This is a genomic window from Pseudoalteromonas tunicata (assembly GCF_002310815.1).
In the GTDB taxonomy this organism is placed as follows: Bacteria; Pseudomonadota; Gammaproteobacteria; order Enterobacterales; family Alteromonadaceae; genus Pseudoalteromonas; species Pseudoalteromonas tunicata.
The window spans coordinates 277,997-299,962 of record NZ_CP011033.1; the positions used below are offsets into that span (position 1 = coordinate 277,997).

The 21,966-nt window shown below is 42.8% G+C and carries 3 protein-coding genes (1 of these 3 running past the window's edge); all 3 read left to right on the forward strand.

The genetic code is table 11. From position 1 onward, the window contains the following. Tightly spaced (each overlapping or abutting the next), the 3 genes in view from PTUN_RS19000 to PTUN_RS19010 form a layout consistent with a single transcriptional unit that may run on beyond the window. A complete protein-coding gene (locus tag PTUN_RS19000; RefSeq protein ID WP_096035270.1) occupies positions 1-13,044 on the forward strand; it encodes a non-ribosomal peptide synthetase in 13,044 nt (4,347 codons plus the stop codon). Continuing rightward, positions 13,044-16,547: a non-ribosomal peptide synthetase gene (locus tag PTUN_RS19005; protein ID WP_009836313.1), complete on the forward strand. Its 3,504-nt coding sequence runs from the start codon at positions 13,044-13,046 to the stop codon at positions 16,545-16,547. The genes PTUN_RS19000 and PTUN_RS19005 overlap by 1 nt, the downstream gene beginning before the upstream one ends. Further along, on the forward strand, positions 16,547-21,966 hold the 5' portion of the coding sequence (locus tag PTUN_RS19010) for a non-ribosomal peptide synthetase (protein WP_096035271.1). The gene runs 4,618 nt beyond the window's last position; 5,420 of the gene's 10,038 nt are visible here — the first part of the coding sequence; its start codon is at positions 16,547-16,549; the stop codon falls past the right edge of the window. Before PTUN_RS19005 ends, PTUN_RS19010 begins: the two co-directional genes overlap by 1 nt.

Genomic DNA, 21,966 nt, shown 5'->3' on the forward strand with positions numbered 1-21,966 from the left:
ATGAATAAATTACACTACCCTTTGACATCTTCCCAGCAGCCTGTTTGGATGGAGCAAGTCTTCAAGCCTGAATCTCCTTTGTATAATATCGGCGGTCGATATGAATTGCATGGGCCTATTAATCTTAAGCGATTACAATATGCGTTGGATTACGTGATTGCTCATACCGATGCACTAAAAATCAATATAACGAGTCAAGGCCTACAAACAAACCAATACATTAATCATGAGCTTAAATACAAATTACCATGCATAGACTTTTCTGCTTATAACGATGCCAAAGAGCGAGCTATTGACTATTGTCAGACTCAAATGGCGATACCCTTTGATGTGATGAGCGATTGTTTATGGCGGCTACATTGGTTAAAAATATCACCCAATGAAAGTGCGTTGTGTGTGGTTTTTCATCATTTGATTGTTGATGGAACTGGAGGAAGTTTATTCTTAGAGTTCCTCAGCGAGACGTATACCAAAATGGATGAAAATGGCAATTTTATTGATGAAATGCCTGTGCGACCTTCCTATTTAAATTTTGTCGACAAAGATATTTCTTATAGAAATTCAGCCAAATTTGAAACAGATCAGCTGTACTGGCAAACTAAATTTAAGTCGTTACCAGACCCTGTATTACTGAAAAAGACGAATCAATATAATGACCAGCCTTTTATTAAACGAGAATTTGAGCTAACTCAGCAACAATTTGACCAGATCCAGACGGTGGCGTCACAATTTGAATGTTCACCGACCCATTTTTTTACCACTTTAATTGCTGTCTATTTTTCGCTGATGAACGATGGCCGAAATTTAGTTAATATTGGCATGCCAGTACATAACCGCGGTTCTGCACAATTGCGTAAAACAATTGGCATGATGGCATCTGTTATTCCAGTTGCCGTTGAATTTGAACGCAACAATAGCTTTGCTGATACTTTTATTGCGGTGGCGGCAGAGTTAAAACGTGCTTATAAACATCAAAAATATCCATTACATGAAATTATTCGTCAGCTTCGGCCGTTAAATGAAGGGAAAAACCAACTGTTCGATATTCAACTATCAGTTGAAAATTATCCATCCGATAACCTGTTTTGTAATGTTCCAAGCCGCAAGATGCCGCTTAATAGTGGTTATGGTTCTCATCCATTATCAATTTATGTCCGTAACCAAGAAAAAGTAAATAATGTTCAAATTGAATTTAATTTTGACCGTAATTATTTTGATAACGAAGAGGTTTCTCTTCATGTAAGCCGTTTAACCACCATGATAGCAACAGTCGTTGAGACGCCAACTATGCTGATTGGTGATTACACATTAGCGACAGAAGCCGAAATAAAACAACAGCTATTTAATTGGAATGATTGCCAGAGCGAATATGACGCAGAGGCAATGATCCATCAGATATTTGAGCATTATGTTGAGCAAAGCCCTGATCAAACAGCGGTTGTATTTGGCTCTCAATCAATGTCATATGCACAATTGAACGCGCATGCTAATAAATTAGCGCATTACTTAATTGAGCAACACGGTGTTAAGTCTGGAAACTATATTGGTATTTGTTTAAACCGTTCAATTGAAATGATGATAGCCATTTTAGCGACTTTAAAGGCTGGCGGTATCTATGTTGCTTTGGATCCAAATTATCCTAGCGACCGGTTGGCATACATGATGGAAGATTCCGGTGTTTCATTACTATTATCAAATTCTGCATGTCGACAATCACTTAATTTTTCAAAATACCAAGTCATTGAATTAAATGATGTAATGATAGAGTCATCTGATGCGCCTTGGCTAAACTATACCGCTAGTAATTTGACAGATCTGTTATCACAGCAATCTGATGAACTTGCTTATTTGATTTATACCTCAGGCTCAACTGGGCAGCCTAAAGGTGTAATGTGTACTCATCGGGGCATAGTTAATTTAGCGCACAATCAGCGCTTACTCTTTAATATCAGTGCGACGAGTAAAGTCTTGCATTATGCGTCAATCAGTTTTGATGCGGGCACATGGGATTGGGTCATGGCACTGCTTAATGGCGCGACCTTGGTAGTTAGTAGTGAAAGTGAACGTATAGACCCCAAAAGAATTGAGCAACTGTTTAAAATTCAGCAAATCACACATGTAACTCTGCCTCCAGCTTTTCTTGCCAATATTGCGTGTACTGATGACTATGCGTTGCAATGTTTGATTGTCGCAGGAGAAGCTTGTGAACAAGACTTGATGGCGTTATGGGCAGAAAAATATGGTTTTTATAATGCTTATGGTCCTTCAGAAGCATCGGTATGTGCAACGGTATGTAAATTATCGTCCGATTCTGAAGTTCATATAGGTAGGCCTTTGGGTAATGTGTCGGTTTTTGTACTGGATGAATATCAAAAAATGTTACCAATAGGTTCTATTGGTCAATTGTATATTGGAGGTGTGGGTCTTGCTCATGGGTACCTTAATAAACCTGAGTTAACGGCAGAAAAATTCATTAGCAATCCTTTTTTTGCTGCCAATCCAAGTAGTGGTGAGCGTTTGTATCGCAGCGGCGACTTAGTACGTTATTTACCCTCGGGAGAACTGAAGTTTGTTGGTCGTGCTGATGATCAGGTTAAAGTCAGAGGATTTAGGGTTGAACTAGGCGAGATTGAGCATGCTTTAAATCAATTGGAAGCAGTACATTCGTCCGTGGTACTGACAAAGCGTCAAAGTGGTACAAATCAACTGATCGCATATGTTATTCCTGAGCAAATAGTATCTGAGCAACAAGCTGCGGAATTTGTTTTTTCACTGCAAAGTGAGCTTGAAAAACATTTACCAGCACATATGGTGCCTGGCAGTTTTTCTTTAATAGATAAGTGGCCAGTCACACCAAATGGAAAAATAGATAAAAAGGCATTATTGACACAAAACATTATTACTTTACAAGGCGAATATATTGCTCCAGAGACAGAAACTGAGCGCTATTTAGCGCAAATGTGGTCTGAAATACTCGGTGTTGAGCAAATTAGTGCCGCTGCAAACTTCTTTCAATTAGGAGGACACTCACTGTTGTTGATGCAGCTAGCGAGTAAATTGCAAAGTATTGGTAAAGGGGTAAAGGTGCATACCTTATTTACTATCCCGATACTCAGAGAAATGGCTAGTTACCTTGATTCATACACCCATGAGGAACCGGAATTTAAGGTGCCAAAAAATGGTATCGCCCATAATTGTGATTATATTACGCCACATATGTTGCCCTTAATTGAGTTATCTCAGTTAGAAATTGATGCTATCGCAGATAAAGTACCGGATAGCTACCGTAATATTCAAGATATTTATCCACTGGCTCCATTGCAAGAAGGTGTTTTGTTTGTTCACACATTAAACCCTCATCAAGACCCTTATGTAACAACTGCGGCCTTTGAATTTGCCGATGTTTCACAGTTTGACCAATTTAAACATGCGTTAGATGCTGTTATCGCAAGACACGATGTACTCAGAACTGCAATTTTTTGGCAGGGCAGAGAAAATCCACTACAAGTTGTATTACGAACAGTGTCATTGCCCGTTTTACCCCTTGTTTTAAATAGCAAAAATACGCTTAAACAAGCGTTTATGTCTTATGTTGAGGAGCACCAGCCAAGTTTAGATTTAGAAGCGGCACCGCTGATGAAACTAGAAGTAACAGAGTCTGATGCTGAAGGTCAATGTTATGCATTATTGACCTTCCATCATCTAATTACAGATCATGTCTCGCTAGATATTTTAGTGACGCAATTGCAGCAAAAATGCACAATGGCTGATTTTGAAATTGAGACCCCACAACTCTATCGCGAGTTTATTGCGCGTACTTTAGCGCATAAGGATGAACTAGATATTGCTGCGTTTTTTAAGGATAAGTTGGGTGATATCGAGACGCCAACATTACCTTTTCAATTAACTGAAGTGACAGGGAACGGTGGTGCTATTGATGATTTGCATCTTAGCTTAGCACCACAATTAAGTGCTGATATTCGTGCAATTTCTCGTCAGCATCAGCTCAGTCCCGCTGCGTTATTTCATCTTGCTTGGGCTAAGGTGATTGCTACTTGTTGTGCCAGCGATGATGTTGTTTTTGGTACTGTATTATCCGGTCGTATGAGCGGTATGCTAGGTATCGAGAAGATGATGGGAATGATGATTAATACGCTGCCGCTTAGAGTGAATATGCAACAAGGAAGCCTATTACAGCAACTTCAACAGGTTGATTTTGAAATAAAAGCGTTAATACCGTATGAGCAAGTTTCATTGGCTCAAGCGCAAAGGTTCAGTGGTATTGATGGAAATGGGACGCTGTTTAGCGCGATATTGAACTATCGCCATTCTGTTGCAGAGCAAGATAACATCTTGGCACAAAATGGTCACAGGCAATGGACTCTGCTCAGCGCTAAAGAAAGAACCAATTATCCATTTGGGGTGTCGGTGAATGATTTTGGTCATGATTTCTCGCTCGAGTTCCAAATTGACAAAGCCGTTGGTGCGCAATCGATAGCCGCTTATATGCAAACTGCCCTACAAAATCTTGTAGCTCAATTATTAGGTCGTTCTGATAACTGTGAGCTTTCGAACTGTGTGCTGTCAGAAAACGAACTCAAACAACAATTGATTGATTGGCAAGCGGCGCCTGCGACCTATCCGAAAAAGGCTTGTATTCATGAGGTCTTTGAACAACGGGTCGCTGACACCCCCGATGCCATAGCGCTCAGTTGTAATGAGCAAGTCCTGAGCTACCGGCAACTAAACGAGCGAGCGAATCAAGTCGCACATTACCTTCAAAATAGGCATCAAATTGGCGCCAATAGCCGTGTTGGTTTATGTATTGGGCGCTCAGTTGAGATGATTATTGGTACGTTAGCGATTTTAAAAGCAGGAGCAGCTTATGTGCCGCTCGACCCACAGGCGCCTCAATCACGTTTAGCCTACATGCTTGAAGACACCGCAGTGAGTGTGATACTGACAGCGGAATCACAGGCAACAGCACTGCACTTTAGTGATGTGCCGCAAATTTGTTTAGACCAACATGATGCGCTCATATCGCAGCAAAGCAGCAATAACCTCAGCCGAGCAACTGGGCTCAGTAGCGAGTCACTTGCCTATGTGATTTATACCTCGGGTTCTACAGGGCATCCTAAAGGCGTCATGACCCCTCATCGGGCGGTTAATCGCTTAGTCTGCTCACCGAATTTCATGACGTTAGACAAAGAGACGGTTTTTTTACAATGTGCCACCATTGCCTTTGATGCTGCCACATTAGAAATCTGGGGGCCATTGTTAAATGGCGGGCGCTGTGTCTTGTTCCCAGACGAATTAATCACGCTAGAGCGCCTGAACGCGGTACTGGCAGCGCAGCAGGTGACGGCGATGTGGTTAACATCGGGCTTATTTACGCAGTGGAGTACAGCCTGTCAACCGGGGCTTGCATTGGAGTATGTGCTTGCTGGAGGCGATGTACTCAATCCGCAAGCAGTTAAAGCCGTACAACAGGCGTTGCCAGATGTGAGCGTTATCAACGGGTATGGGCCGACAGAAAATACCACCTTTACGTGTTGTTACCCGATACCACGTGGCCAGGATTTATCCGCAGGTGTTCCGATAGGGCAAGGCGTACAAGGGGATGTGGTGCTAATTTTATCAGCACAAGGCAGCTTAGTACCCGCAGGCGTGATAGGCGAATTATGTGTCGGCGGTGATGGTCTGGCACTAGGTTACCTCAATCAACAGGCGCAGACGCAGCAGCAATTTGTCGCAAATCTGTATAGTCGTATTTTGGGTCGGGCAGAGCGATTGTACAAAACGGGCGATTTAGTCCGTTATACGACAGATGGTTTAATCGAATATGTGGGGCGAGTAGACGACCAAATTAAAATCCGCGGATTTCGGGTTGAATTAGGTGAAATCCAAAACAGGATCAATGCGTTGGATGATGTCGAACAGTCTTTGGTGGTGTGCCGTAAAGATCAGAGCGATAATGCCAGTATTGTTGCTTACGTTGAACTGAAACAGGCAACACCGAGCGATCAGCATGCAACTGACGCAAACCAAATTGCTAGCGAGTTACAAAGTGCATTACCTGCTTATATGGTGCCCAGCACTTTTGTTTTTGTTCAAGAATGGCCATTGACATCAAATGGGAAGATAGACAAACGAGCGCTCCCTGAACCTGACCTCAGTTTTAGACTACAAAGCTATGTTGCACCGTCAGGATTAAAGCAGTTGTTGCTTACGAAAATCTGGTCTGAATTACTGGGCATAGATGCCAGTAAAATCAGCAGTGAAGCAAACTTTTTTGAACTAGGGGGTCACTCATTATTGATGATGAAAATTCATGCGCAATTAAAAAAAGCAGGATTTGAGGGAGAAACTCAAGCGATTTTTAAGGCTCAGACTTTAGCCGATATGGCCTTGGCATTAAGAGCATCCGGTGAGACCGTTGCTTATCAAGTCCCAGCAAATATTATTCCAGTTGATGCAGACTCAATCACTCCACAAATGCTGCCACTCATTGAACTAACACAACATGAATTAGAAAAAGTTTGTCAACGAGTCCCTGGCGGTGCAAAAAATATTCAGGATATTTATCCACTTGCTTCATTGCAACAAGGTATTTTATTTGCTCATACTTTAGAGCAAGAATTTGACCCTTATGTTATTTCGGCTTCTTTAACGTTTAATGATCGATTGCAATTTACGCGATTTGTTGATGCGCTTACTGAGGTGGTTGCTCGACATGACATTTTACGTAGTCTGATACTGTGGCGTGGCCTTGAAAAAGCGGTTCAGGTAGTACAGCGAAATGTGGGATCTTTGGTCGAATATCTCGAGTTTGCTGCAGAAGCAGATATCTACACTGCGTTTACACAATTTGTTGTAAGCGGTAATCATAAGATTGATATTGAACAAGCACCATTACTGCGTTTGCAGGTAGTTGAGGATAAAAGTAGTGGTCAGGTGTTTGCGTTGTTTAAACATCATCACATTATTACAGATCACGTCTCTGTTGAATTAATCCTTGAAGAATTGTCCAAAATCATTGAGGGACGTACAACTGAGCTCTTACCGTCAGTTCCGTATCGGGAATTTGTGGCTAAGTCTTTACATAAATCAAAAGTACTAGACAGTGATGCTTTTTTTAAGTCACAACTTGGCAATGTAGAAGAGCCAACTTTACCTTTTGGTTTTGCCAATATATTAGGTGATGGCTCTAATTCAAAAGAGCTTAGTTATCCATTAAATTCTATATTAAGCCAACAGCTCCGTACTCTTGCAAAACAGCAACATATTAGCCCCGCGGTATTATTTCATGGCGCTTGGGCTATGGTATTGTCTCATTGTTGCAATATGAGCGAAGTTGTTTTTGGTACTGTTTTTTCTGGACGAATGAGTGGTGAAGAGGGCGTTGATCAGATGTTAGGTATGCTGATTAATACTTTGCCTATCAAACTCAACTTGGCTAACGTAACAACATCAGCGTTTTTAGAGCAAATTCGCCATCAATTACAAGCTCTGATCCCCTATGAGCAAATCTCTTTGGCCGATGCTCAGCGCCATAGTCAAGTAGCGCCAAGTACACCCTTGTTTAGCACAACATTAAATTTTCGTCATTCTCAGAAGATGGCTAAAAGCGACTTTGAACCGCTGTATCAGATTGATGCGGTACATGAACGTAGTAATTATCCATTGGATTTATCGGTAAATGACTATGGCGATGAGTTTACTCTCGATTTTCAAGCCGATGTCCGTGTACCACTAGATTTAGTGTCTGACTTGATGACTACCGCATTGACGAGCTTGGTTACAGATATGCAACAGCTAGCTGCAACGCAAGTAGCTCAGCTTGCTGTTTATCCTTCAGAGCGAGAGCAGGCTTTACTGGCGATGCAGTGTGGGCCGAAACGAGAACTGGCCTGGTGCTGCGCGCATCATCTGATAGCGCAGCAGGTTAAAAAATCACTCGGACGGGTGGCGGTGACCAATGGTGAGCAATTCCTAAGTTATCGTATGTTAGATGAACGTGCTAATCAGCTGGCCCATTATCTGCGCGAGCACCATAACGTTGGCCCCGATACCTTGGTTGGTCTGTGTGTTGAGCGCTCGCTTGAGATGATGGTGGGGGTGCTGGCTATCTTAAAGGCAGGTGGGGCTTATGTGCCGCTAGACCCTGCTTATCCTAAAGAGCGTCTGGCGTTTATGGTGCAGGATACGGGCCTGACTGTGGTGCTGACACAACAAAAAGTGGCCACGTTACTGGATGGTTTTAACGTGACTACGGTGCCTATTTGTACCCTACAGCATTTTAATGATTACGCGACTGATGCCCCCGATGTACCGGGACTGACTCCTGCGAATTTGGCGTATGTGATGTACACCTCTGGCTCAACGGGTACGCCAAAAGGAGTGATGGTTACGCATCGTAACTTAGTTAATTTTGCCGCCAACTGTGAGCTGCGTTACGACATCACCGAGGCTGATAATGTCTTGCAATTTTCAACGATGAACTTTGACATTTTTGTTGAAGAATGGCTGGCGTCCCTAAGCCGCGGTGCGAGTTTGGTACTGCGTCACGAAGCGGTCTCGTTGAGTCGCGAAGCCTTTATTGATTTTTGTCAGCAGCATGCCATCAGTGTGGCCAGTTTGCCAACCGCATTTTGGCATCAGTTGGCACTCAGTGAAGAAGAGTTGGCCCGTCTGTCACTGCGCTTGGTGATTGTTGGCGGCGAAGCGTTGGATAAAAAATCGGTGGCAAGTTTAAAACCAGGTTTTTGTTTGCTCAATTCCTATGGCCCAACTGAAACCACTGTCACCGCCTCAGGCTTTGCGATTGACAGTGATTACGCCGAGTCTCGTGCGGTGCCAATTGGTCGTGCGAATGCCAATACTGCTTGTTTGGTTTTATCAGAGCAACTGACACTGTGTCCGCCGGGCGTAATGGGCGAGCTTTACATCAGTGGTCAGGGGTTGGCCAAAGGGTATTTGAATCAACCGGCACTCACCGCAGAGCGTTTTATCGATAACCCTTATTATGACAAGAGCAACCTCGCACTCAGTGAGCGCTTGTATAAAACCGGCGATTGGGTCCGTTTGTCTGGCGATGGTGAGTTAGTCTTTATGGGGCGCATCGATGACCAAGTAAAAATACGCGGTTTTCGGGTTGAATTAGGTGAAATTGTTAATCAGTTAATGGCTGACGAAACCGTCGAGCTTGCGGTGGTGCTTGCTGAGCCTGGGCATGATGGAGGTAAAACGTTACGAGCTTATGTTCAACCACAGCAGAGCCTTGATGAAGCACAGCACAGCCAGTGGCTGCAATCGTTGCAACAATCATTAAGCGCGAGCTTACCCAATTATATGGTGCCAGCCACCTTCAGCGTGGTGGTGCAATGGCCGGTCACCACCAATGGTAAAGTAGATAAACAGGCCTTGCTCGCACTGCCAGCAGTCGTTTTATTGCAGGAATATCAAGCGCCGCAAAGCGCGCAGGAGCACTGGCTGGTTGAATTTTGTAGTCAGCATTTAGCGTTACCAACTAACCAAATTAGTGTCACCGCGAACTTTTTTGCGTTGGGAGGGCACTCATTATTGATAATGCAATTGGTGAGTCAGCTGAGAAAAAGTGAGCTTCAAGCAGACGTCCAAGCGTTATTCAAAGCGCATTCGTTGCAAGACATGGCACGGCAGATACAGCCATTGAACACAGCTGAATTCATCAATGTGCCCGCCAATGGGATCCCAGCAGATTGCCAACACATCACACCCGAGATGCTCACCTTAACGCAGCTCAGTGAGGCAGAGATTGCGGATATTGCGGCAGTTATTCCCGGAGGAATGGCCAATATTCAAGATATTTACCCCCTAGCACCACTGCAAGAAGGGGTCTTATTCATTCACACCATGAGCGAGCAATACGACCCATATGTCACCAGCAGCACGTTTGAGTTTGATGATGACGCGAGTTTGGCGAGCTTTTTAGCCGCGTTGCAACAACTGATTGCCAGACATGATGTACTGCGTACCGCCATCGTGTGGCGTAACCGGACAACCGCGCTGCAAGTGGTTCAGCGAGAAGCCCAACTAGCAGTGAGTCAACTAGCGTTTAACGACAGTGAGGATGTGTACCAAGCATTTATAGACTTTGTAGCGCAGGCCGATTATTGGATTGATTTAGAAACTGCGCCGTTACTGCAGCTGTCGGTATGTGAAGATACGGTACGAGGCAAGCATTATGCACTCTTGAGCGAGCATCACCTGATATCAGACCATGTATCGTTAGAGGTTTTAGTCGAAGAGCTGAGCGTACTGTTACATACTCCACACGCAGAGCTTGCACCGCCCGTTCCTTATCGCGAGTTTGTAGGACGTACCTTACAGCGCAGTGGCGAACTCGATACCGCCGCGTTTTTCAGCCAACAACTTGGTGAGGTGAGTGAGCCGACCCTGCCTTATGGGTTAAGCGATGTACTGAATGATGGTAAAGCGGTCACGAGTGTCAAAGTCCGATTGGACAAAGCCCAAGCGCAACAGGTACGGCAGTTAATGCGTGAGCACAACAGCAGCCCAGCAGCGTTGTTTCACTTAGTATGGGCCAAAGTGTTATCGGTGTGCAGCGGTCAGTCACAAGTGGTGTTTGGCACGGTTTTATCAGGACGCATGAATGGGCTCCCCGGCATAGAACGCATGATGGGGATGTTAATCAACACCTTGCCATTAAAAGTGGACTTAGGCAGTCACAGAGCCGCAACGTTATTAAGCCAACTGAACAGCGACTTACAAGACTTAGTACCGTATGAGCAAGTTTCATTAGCAGAAGCACAACGTTACAGCGGCGTCAGTGGACAACTGCCGTTATTCAGCGCGATGTTAAATTACCGTCACTCAGCAATAGCAGAGCAAGGCGCAGAAGCACAGGCGGGATTTCGGGTCCTTGAGAGCCAAGAGCGAACCAACTACCCGTTTAACTTATTAGTGGATGATTTTGGTGATGGCTTTGCATTTGAAGTGCAAATAGATACACGGGTCCCAGCGCAGCAGATAGCGGCGTATGTACAGGTTACACTGACAAACGTACTCGATTTATTAGCAAAAGACTCAATACAATCCGTGCACAGTGTGTGTGTATTATCAGACGCCGAGCGCCAGCAGCAGCTGATAGATTGGAACAATACTGCGCTGAGCTACCCTAAAGAATTGTGCATTCATGAATTATTTGAAGCGCAAGTGCAACACGCACCAGAGCGCACCGCGGTATGGTTTGAAGAGCAGTGTTTAAGTTATGGCGAACTTAATGCCAAAGCCAACCAGTTGGCACATTATTTACGCGCTGAGCATGGTGTTGGGCCCGACAGTTTAGTGGGCTTATGCACTGAGCGCTCATTGGAAATGGTCATCGGGATTTGGGGGATTTTAAAAGCCGGCGGCGCTTATGTGCCATTGGACCCTGATTATCCTCAGGCTAGACTTGCCTACTTGATTGAAGATGCCGCTTTATCTGTGGTACTAACTCAGTATGACGTATCCAAACGTATAAATTTAGGTCAATCATCGACAGTATTACTTGATGGATTGATTGATAAGTCTGATAGTCAATTTTTACAATACCCTGAATATGATTTAAGTACAGAGGAAACAGGTGTCTGTGAATCAAACTTGGCATATTTAATTTATACCTCAGGTTCAACAGGTAATCCTAAGGGAGTCATGATTGAGCACCGTAATACAGTAGCGATGCTGCAATGGGCTAAACAAGCTTATTGTGATTTAGAATTAGATCGCGTACTGGCATCAACCTCATTAAATTTTGATTTATCTGTCTATGAACTCTTTTTACCATTATGTTTTGGTTATCAAAGTGTGATTGTGAAAAACGCGCTTGCCCTGACCGAGCAGAAATTGCACATCAGCATGATTAATACAGTGCCTTCTGCAATGAAAGCTTTACTGGAAGTTAATGCGATTCCACGTGGAGTGAAGGTCATCAATCTTGCAGGAGAACCCCTCACTGCACAGCTTGTGAATCAGATTTTAGAGGCACTACCAGGTGTTGCAGTATGTAATCTTTATGGCCCATCAGAAGATACAACTTATTCAACCTATGCTCGGTTTAATGAACCGTTAACCTCAGTACCCGATATAGGTAGGTTGATTTCAAATAGTCAAGGGTATATATTGGGCGGCGCGCAAGAGTTATTACCATTAGGCAGTGTTGGTGAGCTCTATATCGGGGGGGCAGGCCTTGCTCGCGGTTATTTAAATCGCCCTGATTTGACAATTGAACGCTTTATAGATAATCCGTATTTTGAACCTAATACTGTTAATTCTAGCCCTCGAATCTATCGCACTGGTGATTTGGTGCGTTATCGTGAGGATGGCAGAATAGAATTTATCGGTCGAATCGATCATCAGGTTAAAATTCGTGGTTTTAGAATTGAGTTAGGAGAAATTGAGCATCGCTTAAATAGTCTGCAAGATATTGTTACTTCACAGGTGATACCTTGTACTCAAACCGATGGGACTCAGTACTTAGTCGCCTATATAGAACCTTGTCTCACGTGTGAGACAATCTGGAGTGAAGAACGGCAACAAGATTGGTTAGCAGATGTTAAAGCAGCATTAGTTGTTGTTTTGCCAAGTTATATGGTTCCAAGCTTATTTGTCATTATGAACAAGTGGCCTTTAACACCTAATGGCAAGATAGATAAAAAAGCATTACCAGCACCAACAGTATTGTCGGCTGGGCAGCAGTATGTAGCGCCTGAAACGGAAATAGAGCAAACACTGGCGCTTATTTGGTCATCCTTACTTGGGTTGGAAGCAGAACAAATAAGTGCAACGGCCAACTTTTTTGAATTGGGTGGTCATTCACTTTATCTAATTAAGCTCTCAGGCAATATTAAAGCAACATTTGATATTGAGCTGAGCTTACGGGAGATTTTTGAAGCCCCTGAATTAGCATTACTTTCACAAGTCATTGAAAGTAAAAAGGCGCAAAAATATCTTATTACTAAAAAAGCCAATGAATCGGTAATTATGAGTGGAACTTTATAATGATCGCACAATTAATACAGTCGGCAGCAGATCAAGGTGTATATCTGTATGTCAAAGAGAATACATTGCATTTTGATTTAACTGTAGCGGAGTTTCCACTACAGTTAAAACAGCAAATTGTTGACCACAAAGCAGAGATCATAGATTTTCTATCGCAGTTCGTTGCGAACTTGGACAATAAAATACAACCAATCCGAGGGCATTATCCACAAGGTTGCCAGTTGTCATTTACCCAGCAAAGGTTTTGGTTACTTGAACAAATGCAGTCTGGGAGCAGTCAATATAATATGCCTGTTGCCTTAAATGTAGTGGGTACGCTAGAACTGAATTTAGTAGAAAAAGTGCTAACCACAATCATTTCACGCCACCAGATCCTTCGCACGATTTATTTGCAAAGTGACGACCAAGTGTTACAGCTAGTGAAAGATGATGTTGAATTCGCTTTAGGGTATGAAGATCTGAGTCGGATTGCTAAACCGCAGCGAGAAGCTGAGCTGTCACAGTGCTTGCTTGCAGAAGCAAGTCGCTCGTTTGATTTAAGCAAAGATTTGGCGATTCGCGCAAAATATTTGCAACTTAGCGAATCTGAGCAAGATCCTCAGCGAGGAGTGTTATTACTGACACTTCATCATATCGCCTCAGATGGATGGTCGATGGAAGTATTAGTGAATGAGTTTGTCACTTTATATCGTGCTTACACTTTAAATCAGGCTAATCCTCTGCCTGAGTTAGACCTGCAATATGCTGATTTTGCTGTTTGGCAAAGAAAAGAGCTACAAGGTGCAGAGCTCGAAAAGCAAAAAGAATATTGGATGCGTACTCTAGATGCTGCGCCTATTTTACAAGGACTGCCGTTACAGCACTCTCGACCAACAATAAAACAAACTATTGGTGCTAGCATCAAAGGTAATCTAAATACGGCAATTTCTGAGCGACTAAGCGAAATAGCAAAACAGTTTAATTTAAGTCCGTTTATGCTTTTGCATGCGGTTTTAGCTATTGTACTAAGTCGCCATAGTAATCAATCAGATATTGTTATTGGTACCCCTGTGGCTAATCGTGTAGAAGCTGCTTTTAATAGCATGATAGGTTGTTTTGTTAATACCTTAGCACTGCGATTAAATACCTGTCAGGCAACGATCGGTGATTATTTAGCCCATGTTCGTCAAGTACATCTAAATGCTCAAGTTAATCAGGATATTCCATTTGAGCAACTGATAGATGCGCTTAATTTACCCAGAAGTTCTGCATATACACCATTAGTGCAAATTATGCTGACGACCAATGACAAATTTGCCGTACAACATGAACAACACTCACTCTTAGATTTGCCGAATTTAAGTTTAACACCGCTAGAAGGAGGGCATCCCGCTGTTAAGTTCGATTTGGAAATTGCACTCAATATAACCGAACAAGGTCTCGAAACTAGTTGGAGTTATGATGTCGCTTTATTTGAGCAAGGTTTTGTTGAACAGTTAAGTGAACATTTTAATAATGCGCTGCTTGCTTTGACGCAGATTGCGGATGAACAATTAGAAGCTATGCCATTAAATCGCTTATCGATATTGGGTGAAAAACTAGAAGAGTATTTAGTTAATGGTCTCAATAACCATAGTCAGGATTATCCTAATCACCTGTGTATTCAACAAATATTTGAACAACAGGTATTACGGACCCCCGATAATATAGCGGTAAAATTGGGTAAGAATAGTCTGACTTATAAAGAGCTGAATGAAAGAGCCAATCAGTTAGCGCATTTTTTAATTCGGGAATATCAGATAACCCCAGATACTTTTATTGGCTTATGTGTTGAGCGCTCACTGGAAATGGTAATAGGGACGTTGGCTATACTCAAAGCGGGTGCCGCATATGTTCCTCTAGACCCTGCGTATCCTCGACAGCGGCTCACTTATATGATGTCAAACTCGGGTGTTAAAATTATTTTATCGACGCACTTTATCATTAAACAGCTCGATTTAACTGATTACAGTAGTGTATGCATTGATGGTTTGAGTTATGCACAAACGGTTAAAACATTTGCCAACTACCCTAAACATAATTTAGGCGATTTAGTCTCTGGGTTGTCATCTAATCACCTCGCGTATGCTATCTATACCTCTGGCTCAACAGGTCAACCTAAAGGTGTGTTGTTGGAACATAAAGGGATCGTGAATGTTGCATTTAACCATCGTGATTACCTTGAAGTGGATCACACGAGCAAAGTACTTCATTTTGCATCAATGAGTTTTGACGCCGGTACTTGGGAATACATTATGGCGTTGTTAAATGGTGCAACATTAATTATTGCAGATAGTATTGAGCGGCTATCACCCGAGAGCATCAGTCAATTATTGTATGCAGAAGCAATTACCCATGTCACCTTGCCACCTGCATTTTTGGCTATGATGGAATATCGCGATGATTTAGCACTAAAAGCGTTAATTGTGGGTGGCGAAGCTTGTGATCAGGAACTTGTTAATCTTTGGGTGCGGCAATATCGGATGATCAATGCGTATGGGCCAACAGAAATATCAATTTGCGCGACTTGGGCTGAATTAAAACCTAACAGTAAAGTGACGATTGGAAAACCACTTAAAAATACCAGCGCTTTTATATTAGATAATTCATTGGCATTATTATCACCAGGTGTAGTGGGAGAGTTATATATTAGTGGTGTCGGCTTAGCCCGCGGCTATCATCAACTACCAAGACAAACAGCGGAACGTTTTGTTTTAAATCCTTATTTTATTGAGGATAAAAATAAATGTGTCACGCAATACCTGTATAAAACAGGGGACTTAGTACGTTATTTACCTGAAGGTGAACTCGAATATCTAGGGCGTATCGACGAGCAAGTTAAAATTCGAGGTTTTAGAATCGAAATTAGTGAGATCGAAGGTGTTATCGTTGCTTGTCCTGAAGTTAATGCCGTGGTTGTAACTGTGATCAGTAGTGCCACAGGTTCTAAGCATCTACTCGCTTATGTTCAATTGTATGATAAAAGCGCAGATGAAAATAATACTGCACAAGCAATCATTAATATCAAAAAGCAAGTAGCAGCTCAGTTACCCGATTATATGATGCCGAGTAATTTTGTTGAAGTTGAACAATGGCCATTAACCAGTAACGGAAAAATAGATAAACGTGCATTGCCTGCTGTCGATTTAAGTGGTGAAGAAGAGTACGTTGCGGCTACGACTGATACAGAACATAGATTAGTGACCATTTGGGCTGAACTTCTGAATCTGCCTGAAGAAAAAATTAGTGTAAAAGCAAACTTTTTTACACTTGGAGGGCACTCTTTACTCGTGAGTCGATTGGTTCGAGCAATTACATCGGATAGTAAGATAAATATAGAACACATTGAGATGAGTGATATTTTTTCAGCTCAGTCACTTGTCGAACTGGCAGAGAAAATTGATTTCATGCGCCTAAAACAGGCTAACAGACAAGTTGTGGACAATATCTGTGACCAAAATTTAGTTGAGGAAGGTGAGATTTAATGAATGTACATCAGGCATTTGAGTTAGCGGTATCACAGGGCGTTTACCTGTATGTTGAAGAAGGAAAACTCAAATTTAAAGCAGCCAAGGGAAGCATGTCCGATATACTAAAAAGTGCGCTCCAACAAAATAAAGAACAACTTATTGAGCTGCTTAGTAATCAACACGTAATACCAAATACCTCAAAAAGTATTCCGAAACTGAATCTAGTTGAAGCTGAGTTGTCCTTTTCTCAACAACGATTATGGTTTTTGGAACAACTCCGTGGACCTTCAGCTGAATATAATATCCCCCTTGCATTAGATGTGCAGGGCAGCTTAGATATCTCGGTGGTAGAAGCAGCATTCAATTACATTATTAATCGACATGCCATTCTTCGGTCATGTTATTTTGAAGCTGAGGATGGGGTCCGCCAAAGAACTAGAGAGCAGGTCGAGTTTAAGGTTGAAGTAATTGACCTGATTGATAGTCAAAATAAAGATGCACGATTAGAGCAATACATCGCACAGGATGCAAGCACGGCATTTAATTTGAGCGAAGACTTATTGTTTAGAGTCACTTATATCCAAGTAAAAAAGAGCGAAGCCGGATCAGAAAGTCACGCAGTACTGCTTCTCAATATGCATCATATTGTTTCAGACGGCTGGTCTATGGAGGTGCTTATAGGTGAATTTGTAACAGCTTATCGGGCGTTGCTCCAAGGAGAAGCCTTTGAATTACCTGACCTTAAATTACAATATACGGATTACGCTCATTGGCAACGCACCACTTTAACCCAGCAATCACTGGCTGAACAAATTGACCATTGGCAGCAGGTACTTGCTGATGTACCTGCGCTGCATGGAATTACCCCCGATTTTGACCGACCAAATGAGAAATGTTTACAAGGCGATACTATTGGGGCTAGTTTGCCTCCATCGGTGGCACAAAGTTTATTAGATTTAGCAAAAAATATGCAGCTGACACCGTTTATGTTGGTCCATGCTGCCTTGGCCTTGGTCCTTGCTCGCCATAGTAATTGCCACGATATTGTCATTGGTACACCGATAGCTAATCGAAACTTACCTGAGCTTGAAGCGCTGATAGGTTATTTCGCCAATACTTTGATATTACGTGTAGATACTAAACAAACCGATATTAGCCAGTATTTACAACACATTAAAAAGGTCAATCAACAGGCTCAAGCACATCAAGATGTACCGTTTGAGCAACTGGTAGAAAGACTGAATGTTCCTCGAAGTAGCGCGCACTCCCCAATATTCCAAATTATGCTGACAACTAATTCAGATTATGGTGTGCGAGATACCCGTATTGGGTTTGACGGTCTGACAATTAATCAACGCCAAGTGAATACCGTTATTACTAAGTTTGACCTCGAAATTGAAGTTGTTATTAGCGATCAAGGTGTAAAAATTGAGTGGAATTACGATTGTGCTTTATTTAAGGCATCTCGTATTTCGTTATTTACCCAGCATCTACAAGCTGTTTTACAGCACATGGCTCAGTTATCACCGCAGCATCTATCGCAGAGTTTAAGCGCTTTACCTATGCTTAATGACGCCGAGCGCCAGCAGCAGCTGGTAGATTGGAACAATACTGCGCTGAGCTACCCTAAAGAATTGTGCATTCATGAATTATTTGAAGCGCAAGTGCAACACGCGCCAGAGCGCACCGCGGTATGGTTTGAAGAGCAGTGTTTAAGTTATGGCGAACTTAATGCCAAAGCCAACCAGTTGGCACATTATTTACGCGCTGAGCATGGTGTTGGGCCTGACAGTTTAGTGGGCTTATGCACTGAGCGCTCATTGGAAATGGTCATCGGGATTTGGGGGATTTTAAAAGCCGGCGGCGCTTATGTGCCATTGGACCCGGAGTTACCGTCTGCTCGATTGCAGTATTTGGTCAGTGATACCCAGGCCAATGTGGTATTAAGTACCCAAGCCCTTAAAGAGCACATCACGTTAGGCGAAGCACAAGTGGTCTATCTTGATGGCTTGGGGAGTCAGGTTACGCATCCGTTTAGCGAGTATAGCGAAGAGAATATTAATCTAAAGGAAATAGGGTTAACGTCACAGCACCTTGCCTACATGATTTACACCTCAGGGTCTACAGGTCAACCAAAAGGCGTATTGTTGGCCCATCAAGCCTTGCACAACCGTATTGATTGGATGGACCGAGAATATGGCTGTGACAGCCTAGATGTTATTTTACAAAAGACCCCGTACAGTTTTGATGTGTCGGTCTGGGAATTTATTTGGCCCATGCTAAAGGGCGCAAAACTAGTGGTAGCCAAACCGCAAGGACACAAAGACCCAAGTTACCTCACCGAACTGATAGTTGCCACCGGCGTGACCAAATTGCATTTTGTGCCTTCCATGTTAGGCGTGATGTTAGCCCATGGTGACTTGCGTCGATGTCAGTCACTGAAACAGGTTTTTTGTAGTGGTGAAGCGTTACAAATCAGCCATGTTGAACAATTTAGACATCAGTTACCAGAGGTTGGATTACATAACTTATATGGCCCAACAGAGGCCGCTATTGATGTGAGCTACTGGGATTGCTCGCAGCCACTGGGCAGCAGTGTGCCGATAGGAAAACCAATACAAAACATCCAGCTCTATATATTGGATGACGAATTAAATCTATTACCACAAGGAGCCTGTGGCGAGTTACATATTGGTGGAGACGGCTTAGCCCGCGGCTATTTAAATCGGCCAGAGCTGACACAAGAGCGGTTTATCGCCAACCCATTTTATCAAGCAGAAGAAGGCAACAGCAGTGAGCGCTTGTATAAAACAGGAGATTTGGTGCGCTACAAAGAAGATGGCAACATAGAATACATGGGGCGTTTAGACCATCAAGTGAAGATAAGAGGCTTTCGCATAGAGTTGGGCGAAATAGAATATCAGGTCGCACAACATAAGCAAATAGACTCAGCGCTGGTTGTTGCCCAAGCGGATAAAGCAGGCAATCAACGGCTGATAGCCTATGCCAAAACCGTGCAAGCAGACGCGTCAAAAGAGGACGTTATTGCCTCATTAAAAGCTGAGTTAGCGGCGGTATTACCAGAATACATGGTGCCAGCGAACGTTATTTTGGTCTCAGAATGGCCATTGACGCCAAATGGTAAAATAGACCGCAGAGGACTGCCCTCGGTGGATGAGAGTATCGATAGCACAGCGTATGTCGCGCCACACGGTGAGACAGAATTGATGCTGGTTGAGATTTGTGCTGAACTTTTAAGAATCAATAAATTAGAAATTAGTATTATGGCTAATTTCTTTGAGTTGGGTGGCCACTCTTTGATGATTATGGATTTAGTTAGCCGCCTAAAAAAACGCGGTTTTAGTACATCAGTTCAGTCTTTATTTGCGGCAAAAGTATTAAAAGAGATGACCCTAGAGCTAGTGCCTAATAAAGAGATCCAGAGTGACGCATTACTACCTGAAAATTTAATCCCTGCAGCGTGTACATATTTAACACCTCAGATGGTCAACCTTGCTTCAGTGTCTCAACAAGAGCTTGATAAGATTAGTACTTTAGTACCTGGCGGGGCACAAAACATTCAAGATATTTATCCGTTGGCGCCGTTACAAGAAAGCATCTTTTTGATCCATTGTGCCACAGAAGGAACAGATCCTTATGTGACAATTATTACGTTAGAATTTGCTACCGAAGCTGCAATTGAGCAATTTGTTGTGCGCTTAAATAAAGTGATTAAACGCCATGACATCTTAAGAACAATGATAAGTTGGCGTGGTTGTCCACAGCCGCTGCAAGTAGTTTTACGTGATGTTACATTAATACCAAGCTGGTTACCGTTTTCAGGCGAGAAGAATATCGATCAATTGCTCAGTGATTATGTTGAGCATGGTGAGCATCGAATGGATTTGGAGCAGGCACCTTTATTGCAACTTGAGTTGGCGTACGATGCCGCAGCGAATAAGTACTTTGCGGTATTAAAAGAGCATCATATATTATTAGATCACACTTCGGTTGAGATGATCATGCATGAGATGGCTCTACAAGAGCATGAATATGCGCAGCTACCATCGACATTACCTTACCGTAACTTTATCGCCCAAACATTAGCACGTAGTTCACAATTAAATATTAGTGATTTTTTTAGTGAAAAATTAGGTGATATCGATACGCCATGTCAGCCTTTTGGTCTAACTAATCAAACAAATGCCCACAGCCAAATTAATGAGTTAAATCTGGAGTTAACAGCATCACAATCACAAAGCATTAGAGCCTTGATGAAACAGCAAGGTTCAAGCCCCGCAGCGTTTTTTCATCTTGCGTGGGCGATGGTGATAGCGGCATGTAGCCAAACACGTGATGTTGTTTTTGGTACTGTTTTATCTGGGCGCATGAGCGACCTAGATGGTATCGAGCAAATGATGGGGATGATGATCAATACGCTGCCATTAAGAATCAACTTAGGTGATTATTGTGCTGCCGATTTGATTAGGCAAGTGAATCAGGAGTTGCTTGAGTTGATGCCATTTGAGCAAGTTTCGCTCACTCAAGCTCAAGCGTGTAGTGGTGTGTCTGGGCAAACGTCATTATTTAGTGCCATTTTTAATTATCGTCACTCTAGGCTAGGCACTAAAGGCGCCGAGGGAGAGGCGCAGGCTATTTCAGCAAAAGAAAGAACCAATTATCCTTTTAATCTGTGTGTAGATGACTGGGGGCAATTATTCTCGTGCAACTTACAAATTGATCACTCTGTCTCAATTGAAGCTGTGGCAGAGTATGTTTCTTGCGCAATTAATCAACTATTGGATGCATTGAGTAGTAATAGCGCTGCGCCTGTAGCGCATTTGTCTGTCTTGCCAATAAAGGAGCAACAAGCTTTACTTGCACCGGTGTGCAATGACTATGTTGCTGACAATAGCCAGTTATGTATTCATGAGTTGTTTGAGCTGCAAGTTGAGCTAGTTCCAAATAACACGGCCGTTGTATTTCAAAACCAAGCAATTAGTTATCAAACACTTAATGAACAGGCTAACCGTTTGGCACATTATTTAGTGCAAAATTATGATATTAAACCAGACACTTTAATCGGTTTATGTCTTAATCGTAGCGTAAACATGATGGTAGGAATTTTAGCTATTCTTAAAGCCGGTGGAGCGTATGTGCCACTTGATCCTACTTATCCGCAAGAGCGTTTGAACTTCATTTTCGATGATGCTTCGCTTGATTTGGTTTTGACGCAATCATGCTTGTGTAACACATTAACTTTGGATGATAACAAACTACTTTGTTTAGATAGTGCTCAATTGGAGTCAGCATTAGTTTGTTATCCAACTTCGAATATCAGTAAAGATTCATTAGCTTTAACCGCGGCTCATTTAGCGTATGTCATTTACACCTCAGGTTCTACAGGACAACCTAAAGGTGTACTTCAGAGCCA

Coding starts and splice junctions, on each gene's coding strand:
- PTUN_RS19000 (WP_096035270.1), top strand. CDS start 1: ATGAATAAATTACACTACCCTTTGACATCTTCCCAGCAGCCTGTTTGG.
- PTUN_RS19005 (WP_009836313.1), top strand. CDS start 13,044: ATGATCGCACAATTAATACAGTCGGCAGCAGATCAAGGTGTATATCTG.